Origin of the sequence: Segatella hominis (assembly GCF_004535825.1) — a bacterium.
Lineage (GTDB): Bacteria > Bacteroidota > Bacteroidia > Bacteroidales > Bacteroidaceae > Prevotella > Prevotella hominis.
Genome location: NZ_SGVY01000033.1, coordinates 1 through 19,517, shown reverse-complemented (window position 1 = coordinate 19,517; position 19,517 = coordinate 1). Strand labels below are relative to the sequence as shown.

General features: G+C 46.0%; 14 protein-coding genes. 4 read left to right on the top strand and 10 right to left on the bottom strand.

The genetic code is table 11. From position 1 onward, the window contains the following. Positions 1-12 precede the first annotated feature (12 nt). The 7 genes from EXN75_RS11730 to EXN75_RS11700 all read right to left on the bottom strand — a co-directional run bounded on the left by EXN75_RS11730 (position 13) and on the right by EXN75_RS11700 (position 13,230). Positions 13-1,500: a glycoside hydrolase family 125 protein gene (locus EXN75_RS11730; RefSeq protein WP_118117711.1), complete on the bottom strand. Its 1,488-nt coding sequence runs from the start codon at positions 1,498-1,500 to the stop codon at positions 13-15. Positions 1,501-1,542: 42 nt separating this feature from the next. Further along, positions 1,543-3,729, bottom strand: coding sequence for a GH92 family glycosyl hydrolase (locus EXN75_RS11725; RefSeq protein ID WP_134843963.1), 2,187 nt, complete (start codon positions 3,727-3,729; stop codon positions 1,543-1,545). 30 nt (positions 3,730-3,759) lie between these two features. Then, positions 3,760-6,063 carry a GH92 family glycosyl hydrolase gene (locus EXN75_RS11720; protein ID WP_134843962.1) on the bottom strand — a complete coding sequence of 768 codons (2,304 nt, stop codon included), beginning with the start codon at positions 6,061-6,063 and terminating at the stop codon, positions 3,760-3,762. A gap of 18 nt (positions 6,064-6,081) precedes the next feature. After that, the gene (locus EXN75_RS11715; RefSeq protein WP_134843961.1) at positions 6,082-7,920 is read right to left on the bottom strand and encodes a SusD/RagB family nutrient-binding outer membrane lipoprotein; all 1,839 of its coding nucleotides are present in this window, start codon (positions 7,918-7,920) and stop codon (positions 6,082-6,084) included. A gap of 34 nt (positions 7,921-7,954) precedes the next feature. Continuing rightward, positions 7,955-11,437: a SusC/RagA family TonB-linked outer membrane protein gene (locus tag EXN75_RS11710; RefSeq protein ID WP_118117702.1), complete on the bottom strand. Its 3,483-nt coding sequence runs from the start codon at positions 11,435-11,437 to the stop codon at positions 7,955-7,957. 170 nt (positions 11,438-11,607) lie between these two features. Next, entirely contained in the window at positions 11,608-12,597 is a 990-nt protein-coding gene (locus EXN75_RS11705) for a FecR family protein (protein WP_134843960.1), read from the bottom strand. A gap of 87 nt (positions 12,598-12,684) precedes the next feature. Next, positions 12,685-13,230, bottom strand: coding sequence for an RNA polymerase sigma-70 factor (locus EXN75_RS11700; protein WP_134843959.1), 546 nt, complete (start codon positions 13,228-13,230; stop codon positions 12,685-12,687). A 1,159-nt stretch (positions 13,231-14,389) separates the two neighbouring features. Here EXN75_RS11700 and EXN75_RS11695 point away from each other — a divergent pair. Further along, a complete protein-coding gene (locus tag EXN75_RS11695) occupies positions 14,390-14,902 on the top strand; it encodes a DUF4186 domain-containing protein (RefSeq protein WP_134843958.1) in 513 nt (170 codons plus the stop codon). Positions 14,903-14,934: 32 nt separating this feature from the next. Here the strand turns inward: EXN75_RS11695 and EXN75_RS11690 are convergent, their stop codons facing one another. After that, positions 14,935-15,339 carry a hypothetical protein gene (locus EXN75_RS11690; protein WP_134843957.1) on the bottom strand — a complete coding sequence of 135 codons (405 nt, stop codon included), beginning with the start codon at positions 15,337-15,339 and terminating at the stop codon, positions 14,935-14,937. Positions 15,340-15,688: 349 nt separating this feature from the next. On the opposite strand from EXN75_RS11690, the gene EXN75_RS11680 reads away from it, so the two are divergent. The 3 genes from EXN75_RS11680 (at position 15,689) to EXN75_RS11670 (ending at position 18,555) form a co-directional block, all read left to right on the top strand. Beyond that, positions 15,689-16,921: a site-specific integrase gene (locus EXN75_RS11680; RefSeq protein ID WP_134843956.1), complete on the top strand. Its 1,233-nt coding sequence runs from the start codon at positions 15,689-15,691 to the stop codon at positions 16,919-16,921. 63 nt (positions 16,922-16,984) lie between these two features. Then, positions 16,985-18,196, top strand: a complete 1,212-nt coding sequence (locus EXN75_RS11675) for a site-specific integrase (RefSeq protein ID WP_134843955.1) — start codon at positions 16,985-16,987, stop codon at positions 18,194-18,196. Beyond that, positions 18,193-18,555, top strand: coding sequence for a hypothetical protein (locus EXN75_RS11670; RefSeq protein ID WP_134843954.1), 363 nt, complete (start codon positions 18,193-18,195; stop codon positions 18,553-18,555). The genes EXN75_RS11675 and EXN75_RS11670 overlap by 4 nt, the downstream gene beginning before the upstream one ends. A gap of 233 nt (positions 18,556-18,788) precedes the next feature. Here EXN75_RS11670 and EXN75_RS11665 read toward each other — a convergent pair whose 3' ends face one another. Continuing rightward, complete coding sequence (locus EXN75_RS11665; RefSeq protein WP_008628594.1) at positions 18,789-19,097, bottom strand: helix-turn-helix domain-containing protein; 309 nt, start codon at positions 19,095-19,097, stop codon at positions 18,789-18,791. An 82-nt stretch (positions 19,098-19,179) separates the two neighbouring features. Next, positions 19,180-19,491, bottom strand: a complete 312-nt coding sequence (locus tag EXN75_RS11660; protein ID WP_008656559.1) for a helix-turn-helix domain-containing protein — start codon at positions 19,489-19,491, stop codon at positions 19,180-19,182. Positions 19,492-19,517: the final 26 nt, after the last annotated feature.

Genomic DNA, 19,517 nt, shown 5'->3' with positions numbered 1-19,517 from the left:
TTGGGAAATCGATTAGAGACTGTTGAGCAAATCTACCTTACCATCATTGATGAGCTTGATGACCAACTCTCCGAAGAGGGTGTTCTGCCATGCAAACCAAGCACGGGTGTATTTCGAAGCATCGTCCTTATGGAAAGATTCATGGATGAATCCCATCCCTGCATCGGTATTCAGGAGGGTCTTCATGCACCAGCGAATCTCATCATCACTCTGGGCTGTGAAGCACTTCATCATGATAGACATCGGCCAAGGCATATCATAACCGATGTGCGGACCGCCGATACCCTCGCCTGCCTTGCCACGGAAGAAACAAGGATTGTCCTCGCTCCATACGAAACGGCGGGTGTTCTGATAGATCGGATCATTCATCTCAACATCACCCAAATAGCCCATACCCAAAAGCGATGGAACATTGGCATCATCCATCAGAAGGCGGTTGCCGAAACCATCTACCTCATACGCATAAATCTTGCCATATTTAGGATGATCATAGACTGCATACTTCTGCAAGGCATCCTTTACTTCGGCTGCCAAGGCAGAACAATCCTGTGCAATCCCGAGTGCCTTATTCTTCTGCTCAGTCTCTGATTTCTCTGCCACATGCTTCAGGATTTCAGCCGCCTTGTTCATCGCAGAAACCGCCATGAAATTGGAAGGAATCAGGAACGGAAGAATCGTGGCATCGTCTGAAGGACGGAACAGGGAAGCAATGAGACCAACTGGCTTGACAGGAGCTCCGAATCCATCCCAGCCCACGGTATCGAAGGCACGATCGGTCATGCGGGTAAAGTGGTAAGCCTTGGCTGTTTCCTTGCGCTGCTGCTCATGGAAGGTCTTGAGGATATTTCCGATAGCCTGCATCCAGTCTTCTCCAAAGATGGAGTCATCGCCTGTTACCTTCCAGTACTCGTAAGCGAGGCGGATAGGATAACAGAAAGAGTCTATCTCATACTTGCGCTCGAAAACCTCTGCCTTCATCTCGGTATCATCCTTCTGCCAACCTGCTCCGGTAGGTCCGTCGTTATAGGCATTGGCATAACGGTCGATATTGATGCACTTCAACTGGCGCAGGATAACACCACGCAGCATCTTCTTCAATTTCTCATCCTTGTTGGCAAGGGCTACGTATGGCCAAACCTGAGCACCTGAATCGCGGAGCCACATGGCAGGAATATCACCTGTATAGACGAAGGTATCGTCATCGCCATTAGCCAACTGGCGATAATGCACCGTACTTTCCAGCGTGTTCGGATAACAGTTGGCGAACATCCAGGCGAGTTTCGGATTCTTCTTGAGGAGTTTCTGTACTTCCTTGATTTTCTTCTCCACTGCCTCTGAAGTAAAGAGACGCTCTGCTACAGGCGGACGCTTGGACTCATACTTGCCATTGACAGGTGTTACCACCTTAGTGTAGCGGGCATGAACATCTACCTCAGCATGCTCTTGTGCCATCGCCGACATTGCCGACATCAGAGCTATTGCAAATATTGTTTTTCTCATTGTCTGGGTTTATTTATGTTTCGATTTAAATTGTGATTTCTTTTAAGGTCTATCTGCACCACGGGTTCCCCACTTGGATGGCTGATTGCCCATCTGGAGTTCGAGGGTTCCTCCCTTCATCATATCCTGGTACATGATATACGACTTGGTATAGGTTTTACCGTTGAGTTTGGCAGACTGCACGTAGATATTTTCCGGACTGTTGTTCTTGCAGATAATGGAGAAGTTCTTGCCGTCGCCTAAGCTGATGGTAGCCTTGTCCATGATCGGACTGCCGATGATATACTTGCCGCCTGCAGGTTCTACCTGATAGAGTCCCATCGCAGAGAGAATATACCAGGCTGACATCTGACCCACATCCTCGTTTCCACTCAAACCGTCGAAATCATCCTTATACATCTCGTGCATGGTCTGGCGGATAAGACGGGCTGCCTTCCAAGGCTGACCTACATAATTATACATATAGAGTACCTGATGACTCGGTTCATTACCGTGGGCATACTGTCCGATGAGACCAGAAATATCAGGAGAGGCATTATCGCCCATATTGCCCGTTACGATGAAAAGGGAGTCGAGCTTGGTCACAAATTTCTGTTCATTACCGAAGAGCTTCACCAGTCCATGCACATCATGCGGAACGAGCCAGGTGTATTGCCAGGCATTTCCCTCGGTATAATCATCCTGACGATGAACGGCTGAGAATGGATTAAACGGTTCGCGGAACTTGCCGTCGGTACCGATGCCACGCATAAAACCGGTCTTCGGGTCGAAGTATTTACGATAACTCTGGGCACGTTCTGCGAAATACTTCGCATCCGCCTTCTTGCCTAAGAGTCGGGCCACTTTCGCCACGCAGTCATCAGCCAGCGCATATTCCAGTCCCTTAGCCACAGTCTCCATTTCCGGATCCTTGTCATAAGGCAGGTAACCATATTTCTTGAGAAGACCGAGGCCTCTGTCTTCACGCAATGCCGACTGTTTCATGGCCTCATAGGCTCCCTCCTTGTCCTTCACATAACCTTTGAGCACAAGGTCGGCAAGCACCGGGATGCCCGGATTGCCCACCATGCAGTCGGTCTCATTGCCCATCAGATGCCATACCGGGAGCTTACCCTGCTGGCGATAGATATTGATAAAGGTACTTGCCACGTCTGGGAGCATTTCCTTGTGAATGAGCGTCATCAGCGGATGGGCTGCACGATAAGTATCCCAGAGTGAAAGGGTGGTATAATTGGTGAAATCACCCTGATGCACCTTACCGTCGGCACCGCGATATTCTCCGTTGACATCAGAGAATACGGATGGAGCTGTCATCGAATGATACATGGCTGTATAGAAAATGCGGCGGGCAATGGAATCTGAAGTTTCCACCTTCACCTTAGCCAATTCCCGATTCCATGCCTCGTCAGCCTGCGCCACTACCTGATGGAAATTCCAGTCAGGAATCTCTGTTTGCAGATTCTGTCGGGCATTGGCAATGCTGACAGCAGAGAGACCAACCTTGATCATCAGAGGGCGGGTGGCATCTGCCACCTGAACCAGCCAGCGTCCACTATCGAGCGGTTGTACTTGAACCGGTTGAGAGAACTCAGCCACGAAGAAATTCTTCTGGTCCTTCGCCCATCCTGTAGAGAAGCGATGACCAGCCACTGCAGTTTCCTTCACCTCATCCAGCGCATAATCGGTAGGTTTATCCCATCCGATACCCTGGAAAAGGTCGAGTACCAACTGTGCCTTCTTCACGTCTGCCCCAAAGGTATAGCGATGGAAACCAGCACGCTTGGTAGCGGTAAGTTCCACCCATACATTCGGCTGCTGCAATTTCACCGCATAATAGCCCGGACGAACATTCTCATTGGCATGATGGAAGAGCACTTCCTTCTGATGAGCATCTGTCACGGGGAGGAAAGCAACATCGCCTAATTCTCCGATACCCGTTCCGCTGAGGTGCTGATGACCAAAGCCGATGAGAATGGAGTCTGACTGATGATAACCGGAACACCAGTCCCAACCACGGGTATGCTCAGTAGGTCCCAACTGGATATAACCGAAAGGTACGTTGGCACCGAGGAATACATGACCATGACCGCCCGTTCCGATTCTTGGATTGACAAATTGGGTCAGACTGGAGGTTGCCTGAGCTTTATCATGAGCAAAAGCGGCTTGTGGATAGTCTCCACCTATCACACAAGCCAACAATAATAATATAGGAAATAATCTTCTTCTCATTTTCTGAATTTAAGATATATTTTAATGATACTATTTCATGAATTTTGAGAAAGAATATGGCGCATCTGACTCCAGAATACCTCTCTGCAAATTCGGTTTTTCAGAAAGGCGGAAAGAGATCTGCGCACCCTGTCTCAGGGAATTCAGGTCAAGATAATTAAGATCATACTTCTTTCCGTTCATCTGCATGTCATCAACATAGCATCCGTCACCTTCCGACTGTATGCTTACCTGCTGTCCGTTCTCCAGATGGAGTTTCATAGACTTGAAGTAAGGAGTACCCAATGCATACTGTCCTGAACCCGGGCAAACCGGATAGAAGCCCATCGCAGAGAAAACATACCAGGCTGAAGTCTGACCGTTGTCCTCATCGCCGCAATAACCATCTGGTGTCGGTGTGTAGAGGCGGTCCATCACCTGTCGCACCCAATACTGGCACTTCCAAGGTTGTCCGCTATAATCATAGAGATAGATGGCGTGCTGGATAGGCTGGTTGCCGTGTGCATAATTGCCCATGTTCATCACCTGCATCTCTCTGATTTCATGGATGGTAAATCCGTAATAGCTATTATCGAAAACAGGAGGGAGAAGGAATACCGAGTCAAGCATCTGGTTGAACTTCTCCTTTCCGCCCATCAGACGGATGAGTCCTTCAGGATCGTGGAATACCGACCAGGTATAATGCCAGGCATTTCCCTCGGTAAAGGCATCGCCCCACTTGAGCGGATTGAAAGGAGACTGGAATTTTCCATTCAGCAATCTTCCGCGCATCAGACCACTCTCCCTGTCGAACACCTTCTCATAGTTCATCGCTCGCTTGGCAAAAGGTTTCAGTTCCTTCTTCGACTTGCCGAGCGCCTTGCCAAACTGGTAGATGCACCAGTCATCATAGGCATATTCCAAGGTACGGGCCACACTCTCATTGATCTTCACATCATAAGGCACATAGCCCAACTTATTGTAGTACTCAAAACCATGACGTCCGGTAGAATTCACTTCAGGATGAACGGCATTGGCTCCATGAACCACAGCCTGCCAAAGGGTCTCTGCATCATAACCACGCAAACCGGAAAGATAAGCATCGGCTACTACTGAAGCTGAATTATTACCCACCATACATCCACGATGCCCCGGACTCGCCCACTCTGGCAGGAATCCGCTCTCGAGATAGGTATTGGCAAGACCCGCCTGAATCTTCTCATTCACAGAAGGATACATCAGATTGAGCAGTGGGAAAAGGCAGCGGAAAGTATCCCAGAAACCGGTATCGGTAAACATATAGCCCTTCTGTACGGTTCCGTTGTAAGGACTGTAGTGAACCACCTCACCGGCTACATTCTTCTCATAGAAGGCACGAGGGAAGAGAACGGAGCGGTAGAGACAGCTATAGAAAGTACGGAGATGGTCAATGTCCTCATCCTCCACTTCTATCTTGCCGAGCACCTCATTCCAGCGGTTTCTGCCCTGCTGACAGAGCTGCTGCATATCTGCCTGTCCCAATTCCTGAAGGTTTTGCCAGGCCTGTGACTCACTGATGAAGGAAGAAGCCACACGAGCCACAACCTTCTCGCCTCTCTGACGAATCTTGAAGGAGATGATGGTGCCCACATGATTGCCTTCCTGCTGGTAAGCCTCCTGATAATCGCCCTGAACCATACCCTGGTATTGACCATCCTTCACATTGACGAAAGCCTCAAAATCATGGTCGAACTCGATGACGAAGTAATTTCTGAAATTCTCAGGAACACCTCCACTATTGCGGGTAGAAAAGCCCACCACCTTTCGCTCCTTCGGGAGAACCTTGATGAAGCTGCCCTTGTCGAAAGCATCAACTACCACATGAGCACTATCGGTCTGAGGAAAGGTGAAGGACATCAGGGCTGCACGTTCCGTAGGACAGAGTTCTGCCGTCACATCATAGTCGGCGAGATAGACACTATAATAATAAGGTGTAGCCTTCTCTGCCTTATGAGAGAACCAGCTGGCACGCTGCTCCTCATCAAATACCGGTTTGCCCACAATAGGCATCAATGAAAACTGACCGTAATCATTAATCCAGGGACTCGGTTGATGCGTCTGCTTCAAACCCCTTATCTTCTTGGCTGCATAGGTATATTGCCATCCGTCGCCCATCTTTCCTGTCTGTGGAACCCAGAAATTCATGCCCCAAGGCATGGCGATGGCAGGATAAGTATTGCCTGTGGAAAGTCCATGGTCGGAATCGGAACCCATGAGAGGCTGCACGAAATCTACCGCATTCTGTACATTCACCCTGACGGCTTGCGCCATCAAGGTGAAGAATACAAATATGAACAAAACTGATTTTCTTTTCATAGACAACAGTCTGAATGATTATCTGAAATTGTTTGGCTGCAGGCGATGGCCGTCAGCGTCATTGGTATCAGCCACATCCCACCAGAGTCTTGTGCCCTGAGTATTCACCTGCTGGAGTTCTGGATGAGAAGTGAAGTAAGTGTTGTTATTCTCGCTGAAAGGATAGAGAATGCGCTTGATATTCTTACCCATAGGCACGTCACCTCCACTATTGTTGGTCAACTGATTTGCCAAAGCAGGATAGTCGGTGCGACGGAACTCAGCCCATCCCTCATTACCATTAGGGAAGATAGCCATCCACTTCTGGGTGATGATTGCTTCAAGCTGCTTCTCCTTGTCGCTACCCTCGAACACCTTACCCGTAAGGGCCTTCTCACCATCGATGTAAGCCTGTGCCTTGTCATTGGCAATGCCGTAGTAGTCCATAGATGCCTTGATACCAGACTTATAGTAATCCTCTACGGTACCTGTAAGTTCCATGCCAGCCCATCCACGCAAAACAGCCTCTGCCTTCAGGAACTCAGACTCAGCATAGCCCAAGAGGAGGTAAGCACGCTCACGACTGAAGAAGTAGTTAGGATCCAAGTTCTTGCCCAGACTCTTAGGCGCAGTACGGGTGAGTGAATAATTCAAGGTTCCCATGTCAATGACAGGAGCCTGAGCACCACGCTCACAACCTACGAAGTCTTCACGCTGGCTATCTTCACCTGCCTCCAGAGTGCTCGCTGTCATCTTGCCACGATACCAGCTTACCAAGCAACGTGGGTCTATCTTCTTGGTGGTATAGCTATTACGGCCTGTCTTGATCTTGTATTCTGCACCACCTTCACTGGCGTTGCGATAGTAGTTCTCCAAGTCTTTAGACATCACACTCTCACCATTGTAGCAAACACTACACATCACCAGTGGATGCTCGTTACCACCGTCATCAGTACCACCTTGGCTTACAGGAGCATACTTAGGAACGATCTGCATATTGTCGTCGTTGCTCTGCATCAGTCCATACTCGTTGTTAAGAGCATTTTGTGCCTCCTGCTTTGCACGAGCAGGATCTACATTGGAGATACGCAAAGCCATGCGAAGGCGCAAGGTGTTGGCAAATCGAAGCCACTTGTTCCAGTCGCCATGATAGCAAATATCGTCTGTGGTATAACCAATCTGGGTTGCATCCGTTGGCTTGATACTGTCAACAGCCTGCTCCAACATACGGAACATGGCATCGTAAACCTCAGCCTGGGTGTTGTAAGACACATTGTTGGTCTCAGGAATCTTGGCCTGCACATACTCCTTGAAAGGCATATCGCCATAAGTATCGGTATTGGCAAGTGCTAAGAACGCATAGTAGATACGTGTGGCATAGAACAAGTTCTTGTACTTCTTGGTATTTTCGTTGAACTTGTAGGCACGCAACAAGGTACGATACTCACTGCTACGGTCGGTATAGAAATGTCTCCAGCGCGCATTGCTCCATCCATCTTTATAAGAATAATCAGGAGATGCGCCAGCATGCTTGGGCTGGTTGTTGGCCACGAAACCCGCATAGATGTCATGACTCAGGTTGGTAGTAGTCTGATAGTCGTTGAAAAATCCCTCATAGAGGAAGTTGCGGAAAACAGAGTTGGCAGAGCTCAACTCACTCTTCAGCGCCAAGGAGTCTTCCTTGCTCACCTTATAGTCGATATTGATATCGGCATACTTGGTATTGTCTTCTTCACCAGGCTGCTCTTCACCGCCGCCAGTAGTGTTATCAGGCAATTCGTATGGATTCTTGCTCATCTCATCCATGTCATAGCAGGAAGATAAACTTACCAATGCCATGGACACAAGCATCGTCTTGAATATAATCGTCTTTTTCATTGTCTTGAACTGTTTATGATGTAGTTGATAGTATTTAGAAGCCTACATTGACTGAGAAACCGAAGGTGCGGGTATATGGCACTGCGGCAAAGTCAAGGGCCTGTGAGAACATAGAAGTATCATAACCTCCATCAGGATTGCCTGGTGTATGTTTCAGCAGGAAGCAGAGATTACGTGCCACGAATGACAACTTCACATTGGTAAGAGGAGTCTTCTTGAGCACGCTCTTTGGCAGGCTGTAACCCAATGCGAGTTCCTTCAACTTGATATAGGAAGCGCTGTGGATAAACATCTCTGCATAACCCTTCTGCGACTTGTACAAACCGATGTTGGAATAGTAAGACTGTGCACTTACCTCCTTGGTATTCACCTGTCCGTCGGCTGTCACGCCAGGAACTACCATATAGTAGTCGCTCACACCATTCAACTCCTTGTACTCACCACGATAAGCCGAACGCTCTGAAGTTCCTACAGCAGTAGCCATACCTTCTGATACGCTCACGATATCGCCGCCAAATCGCATATCAAACATCGCAGTGAGACTTACACCCTTATAGTTCAGACTTGGAGTAACAGACATGAGAAGTTTTGGCTCGATGTTTCCGATAGGATGATCGAGGATATACTGCTCCAGATTTCCGCCGGCATCACTACTGGTAACAGGCATCGGAAGACCGTTCTCGCCAATCACCATCTGACCATTCGCATCGCGCTTGATGAGGTTATTGGCATAGATATCGCCCAACTTACCTCCTGCCTTCGCACCTACCTTGACTGGCATGTTGCCATCGCCATTGAAGTAGATGTGATCCACGCCATTAGCCAGTTCATCTACACGGGAGATATTCTTGGAAATATTCATGGTGAGGTCGAACTTGAGGTCCTTGGTCTTGACAGGTGTGCCGTAAAGCATCAGCTCAATACCCTTGTTGGTAATCTTACCTGCATTCACCCATTGCTGTGTCCAAGGAGCAGATGCATCTACAAGCATAGCCTGGTTCTTGGTCTTGGTATAATAATAGGTGAAATCAAATCCCAAACGGTTCTCCAGGAACTTCATCTCAAGACCCCACTCGAAGGAAGACTTGATCTCTGGTTTCAGGTTGTTGTTCTTCTTCACGGTCTGTGGAATTGGCACACGGATGCCATTCTCATAGGTATAAGAACGGGTGTTGTAGAGATTGTATGGATTTGGGTCCTTACCTACCTGAGCGAAAGACAGACGAGTCTTGGCGAAAGTCATCCATGCTGGTAACGGATGGTTGATAGAGCGCATGAAATCGCTGAAGATATAGCTAACACTTGCACTTGGATAGAAGAAAGAACGATTGTCCTTTGGCAAGGTAGATGACCAGTCGTTGCGGGCTGTAAGATCCAATGAGAGATACTCACGGAAAGCCAACTGCAAAGAACCGAAGGCTGAGTACATAGAGCGCTCATGGCCATTCTCACTGGCATTGGTCAACTGATAACCTGTATTGAAAATCCAATTATCCTTCTCCAACATATTCTTGGTAGCAGCACTCAGCAACTCGTACTTCTGGTACATGATGTTGGCGCCCAGATTGTAACCCAAGCGCAAATCCTTGGTCACCTGATTGTCACCCAAGAAGAGGAAAGAGATATTGTGCTCGAAGTTGTTTTCCTCCGAACGGCTCATATTATCATCGGTAACGATCTCGCTCCAGTGTCTGCCCGGAATGCTCACAGCAGAGTTACCCAAACTCAAGTCTGTGGCCTGGATGCGTGTGCGATAGTAATCGAAAGCATATTTAGCATTAAACTTCAACCAGTCGGTTACGTTGACATTAGCACCATAGTAACCGAAGGCACGCCAACGCTCATCACTATTCTGGAAGCGATGACGAACATAGTATGGGTTGGCATACTGCATATCTGGTCCGAACCAGTTGCGATGCAATTGGTCCTGAGTTGTATAAGTCTGAAGATCCTGCAAACGCACGTTGCCAGGAATGAGAAGCAACTGGGCTACCTCTCCATTGAGACCAGTCATCGGACGGTTCTCGGCTTTCATGCGAGAAACAGAAATCTTGCTATCTGTAGAAAGATACTTATTGATAGTTCTACCTGCATTAAGGTCAACTATCAGCTTATCCAATTTCTCTCCATCGAAAAGACCCTTATTGTCGTTGAAACCCAAAGAGAGACGGAAATGACCTTTCTCATCAGAATTTCCGAGAGCTACGGTATGGAACTGGGAGAAACCTGTATTGAAGTAATCCTTCAACTTATCGCCATAATATCGGTAAGCGATGTTCTCACCGAGAAAAGAAGGTTCCATTCTGCCATCAAGCGGAGCACCGAATGCCAACTCGCTGGAAAGCGTCTTGTTGCCATCCTCATCAGTCTTATAAACCGTAGCACCCTGAGAGCCCTGTCCGTACTGCTTCTGCATAGGGATTGTTTCAGCCACCTTACTCCAAGTAAAGTTACCGTTGTATGTGATGCCGAAGCCCTGCTTATGACTACCCTTCTTGGTTGTAACGTAGATCACACCATTACCTGCACGTGAACCATAGAGGGCTGCAGCGTTGGCACCTTTGAGTACCGAGATAGACTCGATATCCTCTGGGTTGATGTCCAGAGAAGTGCCACCACGGTCGTATCCGCCATAAGCAGAAGCATCAGAACTCTGGTTGTCGGTAAAAGGAACACCATCTACCACCCAAAGAGGCTGGTTATTATCAGTAAGAGAAGAGTTTCCACGGATAGTGATCTTGGTAGAACCGCCGAGACCCGTGCTGGAAGTATTCATCTGCAGACCAGCCACCTTACCGTCGAGGGCACCAGTCACAGAAGGGTCGCCAGTCGTATTGAGAGCATCCGCCTTGACATCCTGTACGGAATATCCCAACATCTTCTTCTCGCGCTTGATACCGAGGGCAGTAACCACCACTTCCTTCAGCGCCTGAGAGTCAGGAAACATCTGTGCGTTCACGTTATGTCCTTCCTTTGCAGCCATATCCATCGTCTTATATCCGAGATATGTAAACTGCAAGACAGGGGCAGGTTCATCGGTCTCGATGGTAAAATTACCATCCATATCAGTTACAGCACGATGATTGGTGCCTTTTACGAGGATGGCAGCGCCAATGAGAGGTTCCTTGTTTTCATCGAGAAGCGTACCCTTATATGTACGTTTCTGTCTTGGTTGCTGGGTGCTTGGAGTTGTAGTAATTTCCTTTTTCTTCAGATAGATGATTCCATCCTTAATCACATAAGATACACCCTTATCCTTCAAGAGCTTGTTTAAAACATCCTCTACCTTACCGTTCTTCACCTGAACGGCATTCACCTGCATCTTTGCCAAGTTGTCGTCGTAAGTAAACTGGTATTTAGACTGTTTCTGGATTTTCTGGATGACTGCTCCCAAAGTGGTCTGAGAAACATTCAACGAAATCTGGGCTTTTACAGATGTCCAGGAACTGGAAACCAACATCAGAGCCAAAGCTGCAGCTGCGGTTTTAGTTTTTTGTAAATGATACCAATGTGTCATAATCCTTGTTTTTAGCATTTAGGTTGTTATAACTACCTTTTGTTGTTATTAATTTCAAATATATAACAGCAAAAAACAAAAAAACACTTACCCAAAAAATTATTTTTTTGAATAAGTGCTCTCTTTTTCTCGTATAACAGTATAATTAAGGTGTAAACCTTACTAATTCACTACTTCGTGATAAATACCTTACTGCCTTTCACGTGATAGTGGATAGGCAGGGTGTTCTGCAAGAGATCGAGAACCGAGTCGATGGTCTCCTTCTCTTTGATGACACCGGAGTAAGTATTCTCCTGATCGATGGTAGGATCAACAACCACCTGCACATCGTAGATATTCTCCAGCATCTTGGCTATTTCATTCACGCTTGCATTATTGAAGGAAGTCTTGTGCTCATGCCACATTGCATCCTTATAGACATCGGTTTCAGAAACCGTCATGCTACCTAAGCGTGCATCCACACATGCCTTCTGCCCTGGTTTCAAGACGATCATACCCTCATCATGATTTCCTTCTACCCTCACCTTACCTTCGAGCAAACTGACGGAAGCCTGCTGATGAGCCTTATCCACATGGAAATTGAAAACGGTACCGAGCACCTTAACACTCATCACATCGCTCTCTACTATGAAAGGCTTGTGCGGATTTTTGGTCACCTCAAAATAACCTTCACCGTCTATCTCTACCTTACGGTCGGAACCATCAAACTCTTTCGGATATTTGATGGAAGCAAGTTTGTTGAGCCAAACCTTAGTTCCATCAGGTAAAGTAACCGTCGTATCATTGTCGGCACTGGCCATCACCACCTGCATCTGCATATTAGAAATCGGATTGTGCTGGAGATAGAACCAGGCCAATCCACCCAATACGCAGACCACAGCAATCGCTGCAGCCCGACGCCACATACCTATTATATGCGCATGATGCTCAGCCTGCTGTTCATCCTTCATCTCCTTGATCTTATCCTGCATTCTCTGTTCAGCAAGCATCAGTTGGGTCTTTGGCATGAACTGCGCCTTGAGCTCATCGCTCAACTTTTCTTCTTTGAAAAGTTCTTGTTTTTCCTCCGGAGAATTCTTCAACATATCCCTTAATGCGATGAGTTCCTCTTCCGTGCACTCACCTGCCAAGAATCTCGCCTTTAATTCCTCATTTATCATATAACAATCTTGCTTAATATCCTTTTAAATTAATGATCTAATTAAATACCATAACAATAATTGTTGAGAAAACACTTACTCAATAACCTATAAAAAAGGTATAAAAAATACAAAAAATATTCCCAAACGAGCCCTAAGAGACTTTAAAGCCTTATAAATATGAGCTTCAACGGTACGTACTGATACGTTCATCATCAGAGCAATCTCACTATTTTTCATATCCTTGAGATAGCTCAAAACGAATATTTCCCTGCATTTATCAGGAAGTTCCCCTATGGCCTGATTGATTTTTCTTCTCAACTCCATGTTTTCCATGTCCTGTTCTCCATCTCCCAACGAAGAGAAGTAGCACGACATACGCATTTCGTTGATATCTTCAATGGCTGCAGTATTGACTTTCTTATAGCGCTTCAAGTAATTCAATCCTCTGGAGTAAATCGTCTTATAGAGGTATGATTCTATCTGCGGGACATCCGTCTCCAATGCATCCATACGATTCCACAATTCAAGAAAAGCTTCTTGAACTACATCATCGGCAGCATCCTCCCCTACGATACGTTTAGCATAATAAAACATTCGAGGGTAGTACTTCCTAAATATCGCTTGATACGATTCTTCTTTTACTGTCTGCATTACATAATATATCTTTATATATCTTTAGCTATTAGTTCTGATTTAGGTCGGTTTACGCCAGTTATCTGCGTATTTTCTCCACTTCTTGAACTACTTTGGGCGCAAAGATAAGTAAAAAAGATGATAAAAACAAATTTTTGCTTACAAATCAACTATAACATCTGTTATTTTTTTACTTTTTACTACTTTTCATAACTGTTTCTATACGTAAATTTAAAAACTGTAGTCAGTGCACTCCCTAAAGTCTGCTTTTAGTCATTAAACAACTATTACACAAAAACTGGGGAATGGCATTTTTTTCATATAGATTATCTTTTCAAGTTTATTAGAATGAGATGATGGCAAATGGCATAAAAAGAAAAAGGCAACTGCAAACATCTTCTGCCTACAACTGCCTTTCCTCTTATATATGGAAAACCTTATTTCTCCTAAAATGAAGAATATCGCTATTAAGCGAAGTTCTTCTTGTTGGCTATTGCACCAAGCTCTGCTACGGCTGCAACCACCACTGCTAAAATCATACCTAATACTATCATAATATAGTTCCTTTCTCTCTTAAAATCTGTTATCCTAATCGTTACCTTAATATATATGCTCTCATACTGAGCATCCTAAGATGCTCATCTTCAAGCCTTTTTACTTGCTAAGATTCATTTTCTTGTTGATCTCTACAATCTCAGCAAATGTGATAGCCAATACAGCTAATGTCATTCCAAAAATCATCATAATTGTTACCCTTTCTTTACTTTAATTATCGTTATTCAATCTTTTCAAGTGCAAAAGTAATGCCTTTTTGTGTGCGTACACATTTTTTGAAGGAATATTTTCAAAAAAGCCTATATTTCTTGACTTTCATCAATTTCTGTCATCATCAATAAGCCAAATGGCTCATTGGAATTCACTATCTGCCAAATTACTTCTTAAGATTATTTGCTTGTCACAAATATTTTTTGTATTTTTGCATGCTTGAATATACGGGAAAGCTATTTGTATTTTTCGGTAATACAGATGGTAATTCTATAAAACAAGCCTCAAGTTCATCTTTCAAGTGAATGCCTTCCTGGCACATTGCCCGGCATCATAGTATGGTTCTTACCAAATACGCAGAAAAGAAGCATTGATGAAACTGATGAAAATTCGAAGTAAATGTAGAGTAATTATGAGAAAGAACGCAAGAAAAAAACAACAGAAATATGTTGAACTTTCACTATTTCCTGAAGAAGAGAAAAATGTCAATATAAAAAACTCTATCTCCTCAGAAAACAAAGAAAAAGAATATGATATTTCTGTGTGTCAAAGATTGTACTCTCCTACTAACAAAGAGTACAATCTGGCAGATTTGTTTGAAAGACTGTCCAAATCTGCTTTCCGCAGCCGATTCCGTCTTTCGAAGAAGGAAAAAGATTATATTAAAGAAAAAGGCTTGGCAACAATCCGTAAACATGCAGAGGATTTCATTGCCAAACGCCTTGCACCTGCCATAATTCCCAATGACGGTAAGCAAACACCAATGAGAGGGCATCCTGTATTTATTGCCCAACATGCCACAGGCTGCTGTTGCCGTAGTTGCTTCTTCAAATGGCATCATATACCAGCCGGAAAACTGCTGACAGAAGAAGAGCAGCAATACGCCGTTACGGTACTGATGACTTGGATTGAAAAACAACTGTGATAAGCTCTGTATAGATGACTTATTCATGAAAACTACTTCCTCTGACTGTTTCCTCGCTTTTGGATTCTTCCATACTTATCCTTATAGGTTGTAGTGGAGGAATTGCCAGTTTGCCGAGTGGTACTTGTACCCGTACGCTGCCCGTATTTATCACGATAGACCGTAGTTGTAGTAGAAGACGTTCCAGGATTTTTAATGCTGGTTGTGGAGGTTCCTGTCCTTTGACCATATTGGTCACGATATACCGTATGGGGCTTTCCCTGGGAATTTGTAGTACTCTCCGATCTTCCGGTAATCTTACCATATTTGTCCTTATATACAGTAACAGACTTATTCCCTCGAACGGTAGTCACAGCTGTACCCTGCAGTTCTCCATTCTTTCCCCGAATAGTCTCCTTGATAGTCTGAGCCTGCAAATAAAATAAGAAAAAATCCACCTTTAGAGGAAAAAATATGTGGAGAGTTTATACATTTAAAAAACTGAAGCAACAATATTAACATAAAGCTCTAAAGCAGCCAAAGGAGAATAAGAGAGGTTGGAACGTAAACAGTTGGGAATGAGTAGATTTGCACAAAGTTGCCAAATCGGCATAAAGCAAGCGAGTGAGGAATATTGAAGTAGTTCAGTTACTAAATCGTGAGCCACAGTTACCTATGCAAAGCAGGTAACAATGCGGAAAGGCAACTTTGTGCATCAACGGATTTTATTGCGCTGATTCTCAATGTTTTGCGTATCAAGGAACGCTTACAAAATGATTATATTTGCACACTCAAAATGTAAGCGTTATGAAAATCGAAAAATTCAAGGTGTTGCTCTACCTAAAAAAGAGCGGAATGGACAAGAATGGAAAAGCTCCCATCATGGGACGCATCACGGTGAACAGGACTATGGCACAGTTCTCCTGCAAGTTGTCTTGCACTCCATCGCTTTGGAATCCTCGTGCCAGCCGATTGGAGGGCAAGAGCAAGGAAGCCGTGGAGACCAACAAGGACATCGAGCAGTTGTTGCTTTCCATCCAAAAGGCTTTCGATGTGCTTGTGGAAAAGAGAACGGACTTCGAGGCTAAGGATGTCAAGGAGGCCTTGCAGGGCAGCGTCAAGACACAGACCACCCTTCTCTCCTTCGTGGACGAGCATATCAGTGAACTCAGCACCCATGAGGGCATAGATATGTCGAAGAGCAGTGTCTGGACTTACAGAAAGATTCGCAAGAATCTCGCTGAGTTCATCGGGGAGAAGTATAGGTTGACTGATTTGGCTTTCGGACAGCTGACCGAGCCTTTCATCAGTGACTTTCACCATTACTTGCTTGACGAGAAAGGCTTTTCATCAGGAACCATCACCATCTATGTGTCGCTCTTCAAGAAGATGTGCCGCATTGCCTTTGAGCGAGGCTTGTGCAAGAACCTGCTGTTCGCCCATTATCGGGTTGGCACTCCAAGGGTTACGACACCCAAGGCTCTCAGCATGTCTGATTTCATAAAAATCCGTGATGCGGAACTGCCCGAAGACAAGCCGAGACTATCCGTTAGCCGTGACCTGTTTCTTTTCGCCTGCTATGCGGGAACAGCCTTCATAGACACCGTTTCCATCACGAAAGCCAATGTCAAGGTGTTGGAGGATGGCGACAAATGGCTCATCTATAACCGCAAGAAGACCGGAACACTTGCCAGGGTGAAACTCCTGCCCGAAGCGTTGGAGCTGGTGGCGAAATACGAGGACGGGGCAAGAGATACCCTTTTCCCATTGCTGAGCACGAATCGTGTTCGTATCGATCTCATCACCATCTGCAAGTTGGCGGAAACGAGCAAGACCTATTCCTACCATTCGGGACGACACTCGTTCGCCAGCCTCATTACGCTGGAGGCAGGTGTGCCGATGGAGACCATCTGCAAGATGCTCGGTCACAAGGATGTGAAGATGACGCAGCGGTATGCGAGAGTAACCCAAAAGAAGCTGTTTGAGGACATGGACAAGTTCATCGCTGCAACCGAGAAGGACTTTATTCTCGCATTATGAACAAGGCTTTCAACTTTTCTTTTTACAGTTCAACTACATTATTATATTATAAGGACAACAACTATGAGCAGAAGTACATTTTCAATTTTGCCTTACATCAACAGACAGAAGGTGAAGGCAGACGGAACAGCCAACATACTTTGCCGCATCACCGTTGACGGCAAAAGTGCAGCCATTTCCACAGGCATATCCTGTACCCCACAGGAGTGGAACGCCAAGAAGGGAGAGGTACGGAACGCAAGGGACAACGGACGATTGGCAAGTTTCCTTGCTGGGGTCAAGGATAAATACAACTCACTTCTTACCGCCAATGGCATCATCACCGTGGAAATGCTGAAGGCTGTGTTGAAGGACAAGGACACGACAGGAAGGTTCTTGCTGAACTTTGGTGATACCATCGTGGAATGGTATCGAACCTCAAAAGCCAGACAAACCTTTCTGCACAAGCGGACATGGCAGAAGAATCTGAGAGCCTTTGTCCATTCGTTGGATAAGGACGACATCGCCTTTGAGGACATAGACGAGAATTTCGGGGAGGAATACAAGCTATTCCTGAAACGAGACCAGGGACGTATCGACAGCTACGTGAACCATTGCCTTCTCTGGCTGAACATGTTGATGTACAAGGCAGTGGACAGGAGCATTATCCGCTTCAATCCCATAGCCAAGATAGGGTATGAGAAGAAGGCAGCACCGAAGATGACCCATATCAGCAAGGCAGACTTCATCAAGATGCTCTCTACCCCGATGGCTGACGAGCGAACGGAGCTTGCACGCAGATGTTTCATTTTTGCCTCGCTCACCTCCTTATCCTATATAGATGTAAAGAAACTGTACCCTCACCATATCAGTGAGAACTCTGAGGGCAGGAAGTTCATCCGCAAGGAAAGAGAGAAGACAGGCGTGGAGTTCTTCGTGCCACTCCATCCGATAGCCGAGAAGATTCTTTCGCTCTACAATACCACGGACGACAGCAAGCCTGTTTTTCCACTGGGTGAGAAGAAAGACATCTATCTTGATGTGCATACCCTTGGAATGGTGCTTGGCATAAGTAATAAGTTGGGATTCCACGCCAGTCGCCATACATTCGGAGTCTTGATGCTCAACGAGGACATTCCCATCGGCAGCATAGCCAAGATGATGGGACACGCAGACATTACAAGCACACAGGTCTATGCGCAGGTGACGGAGCAGAAGATTTCAAATGACATGGATAAGCTTATTGCCAAGCGAGAAAGGAACAGATTATCGAACGAAAAAACTATTGAAAAATGAACAGAGGAGTTATAACAATCAGCGAGAGCGGAACGGTATCCATGCCGACCGATAATGTATGGATGACCATGCAGGAGATTGCCGACATGTATAATGTATTCGGCTGCTATGTGCGCAAGGCTGTCAAGGCTATATTCAAGGATGGCATTCTGAAAGAGCAGGGTGTACGCCGTCATGTCAGGAAGAACGACCGCATCAGCTATGATGTGTATAGCCTTGAACTCGTCATTGCGGTAGCCTTCCGTATTGACAGCATTGAGAGCAGAGCCTTTCGGGAGTTCATTATGCAGTCCGTCATAGGCAAGCAGACAAGCCGCACTAAACTGGTCTGTATCTTTACAGAGAACGCAATGGCATAGACCTGCCATAAAGCAACGTTCCTTGGAGGCTTTGCGCCTCCAGCCACTTGGGCGAACCTCCGCAGTGTGTTTTAGCATGGTATTAGATTTATACAGGTAACACAAATGATACCCGGCAAACACGACCAACTCGGTATAGCCAATAAAACGAGGCGACAACCTATAACAGCCACACTCGGTAAGTTATACGTTGTCGCCTTGTTCATTTCACCCCACTCATCAAGGACATTCTCCTACACACCTTTCATTCTGTACGCTTCACGATAGTTAGCCATCAGAATCTTCTGAATGTCGGACTCGCGGTAGAGAATCTTTCCGCCAAGCTGGATATACGGGATGACACCGTTGTTTCGGTAGTCCTGCAGGGTTCTTCGGCTCAGTTGCAGCCTGGCGCAAAGCTCCTTGTCCGTCATGAACCGCTCACCGCCAAGCATGGGGCGGTAGTTCATCACGGCACGTTCAAAATTGTCAACCATTCGGTTGAGGTGGTTCACGATGTGGTTCATCCACTCGCTGTTTCTTGTCATTACTTCATTGCTCATAGTTGTCTCGTTTTATTGTTGATTCTTACGTTACTCGGTTTACTTGCTGCTTTGGATTAAGTGGCTGTTGTATATTGACAGCCTAACCTGTGCGCTTGCGAAAACGCATGTCCTTTTTCTTGTCCTCCACTACTGCTACGATAGCCATCACGTCCTCCGGCTTGTAGTAGGTCTTGTGGCTGATTTGCGTATAAGCCAAAGTTCCGTTGTCCCGAAGCGTCTGCACTGTCCGTGGGCAGATGTTGAGCGTCTGACACACGTCCTGCGTGTCGAGCCACTTGTTCATGGTCTTGTCCTCACTGCGCTCACGGATTCTGTCCATGCGCTTCACGAAGTTCTCCAACTGGGCATCAAGATAGTTGAATGCCTCTTCCTCGAATACGATGAATCCCATACTTTTCTTTTTTCTAAGTTAATACT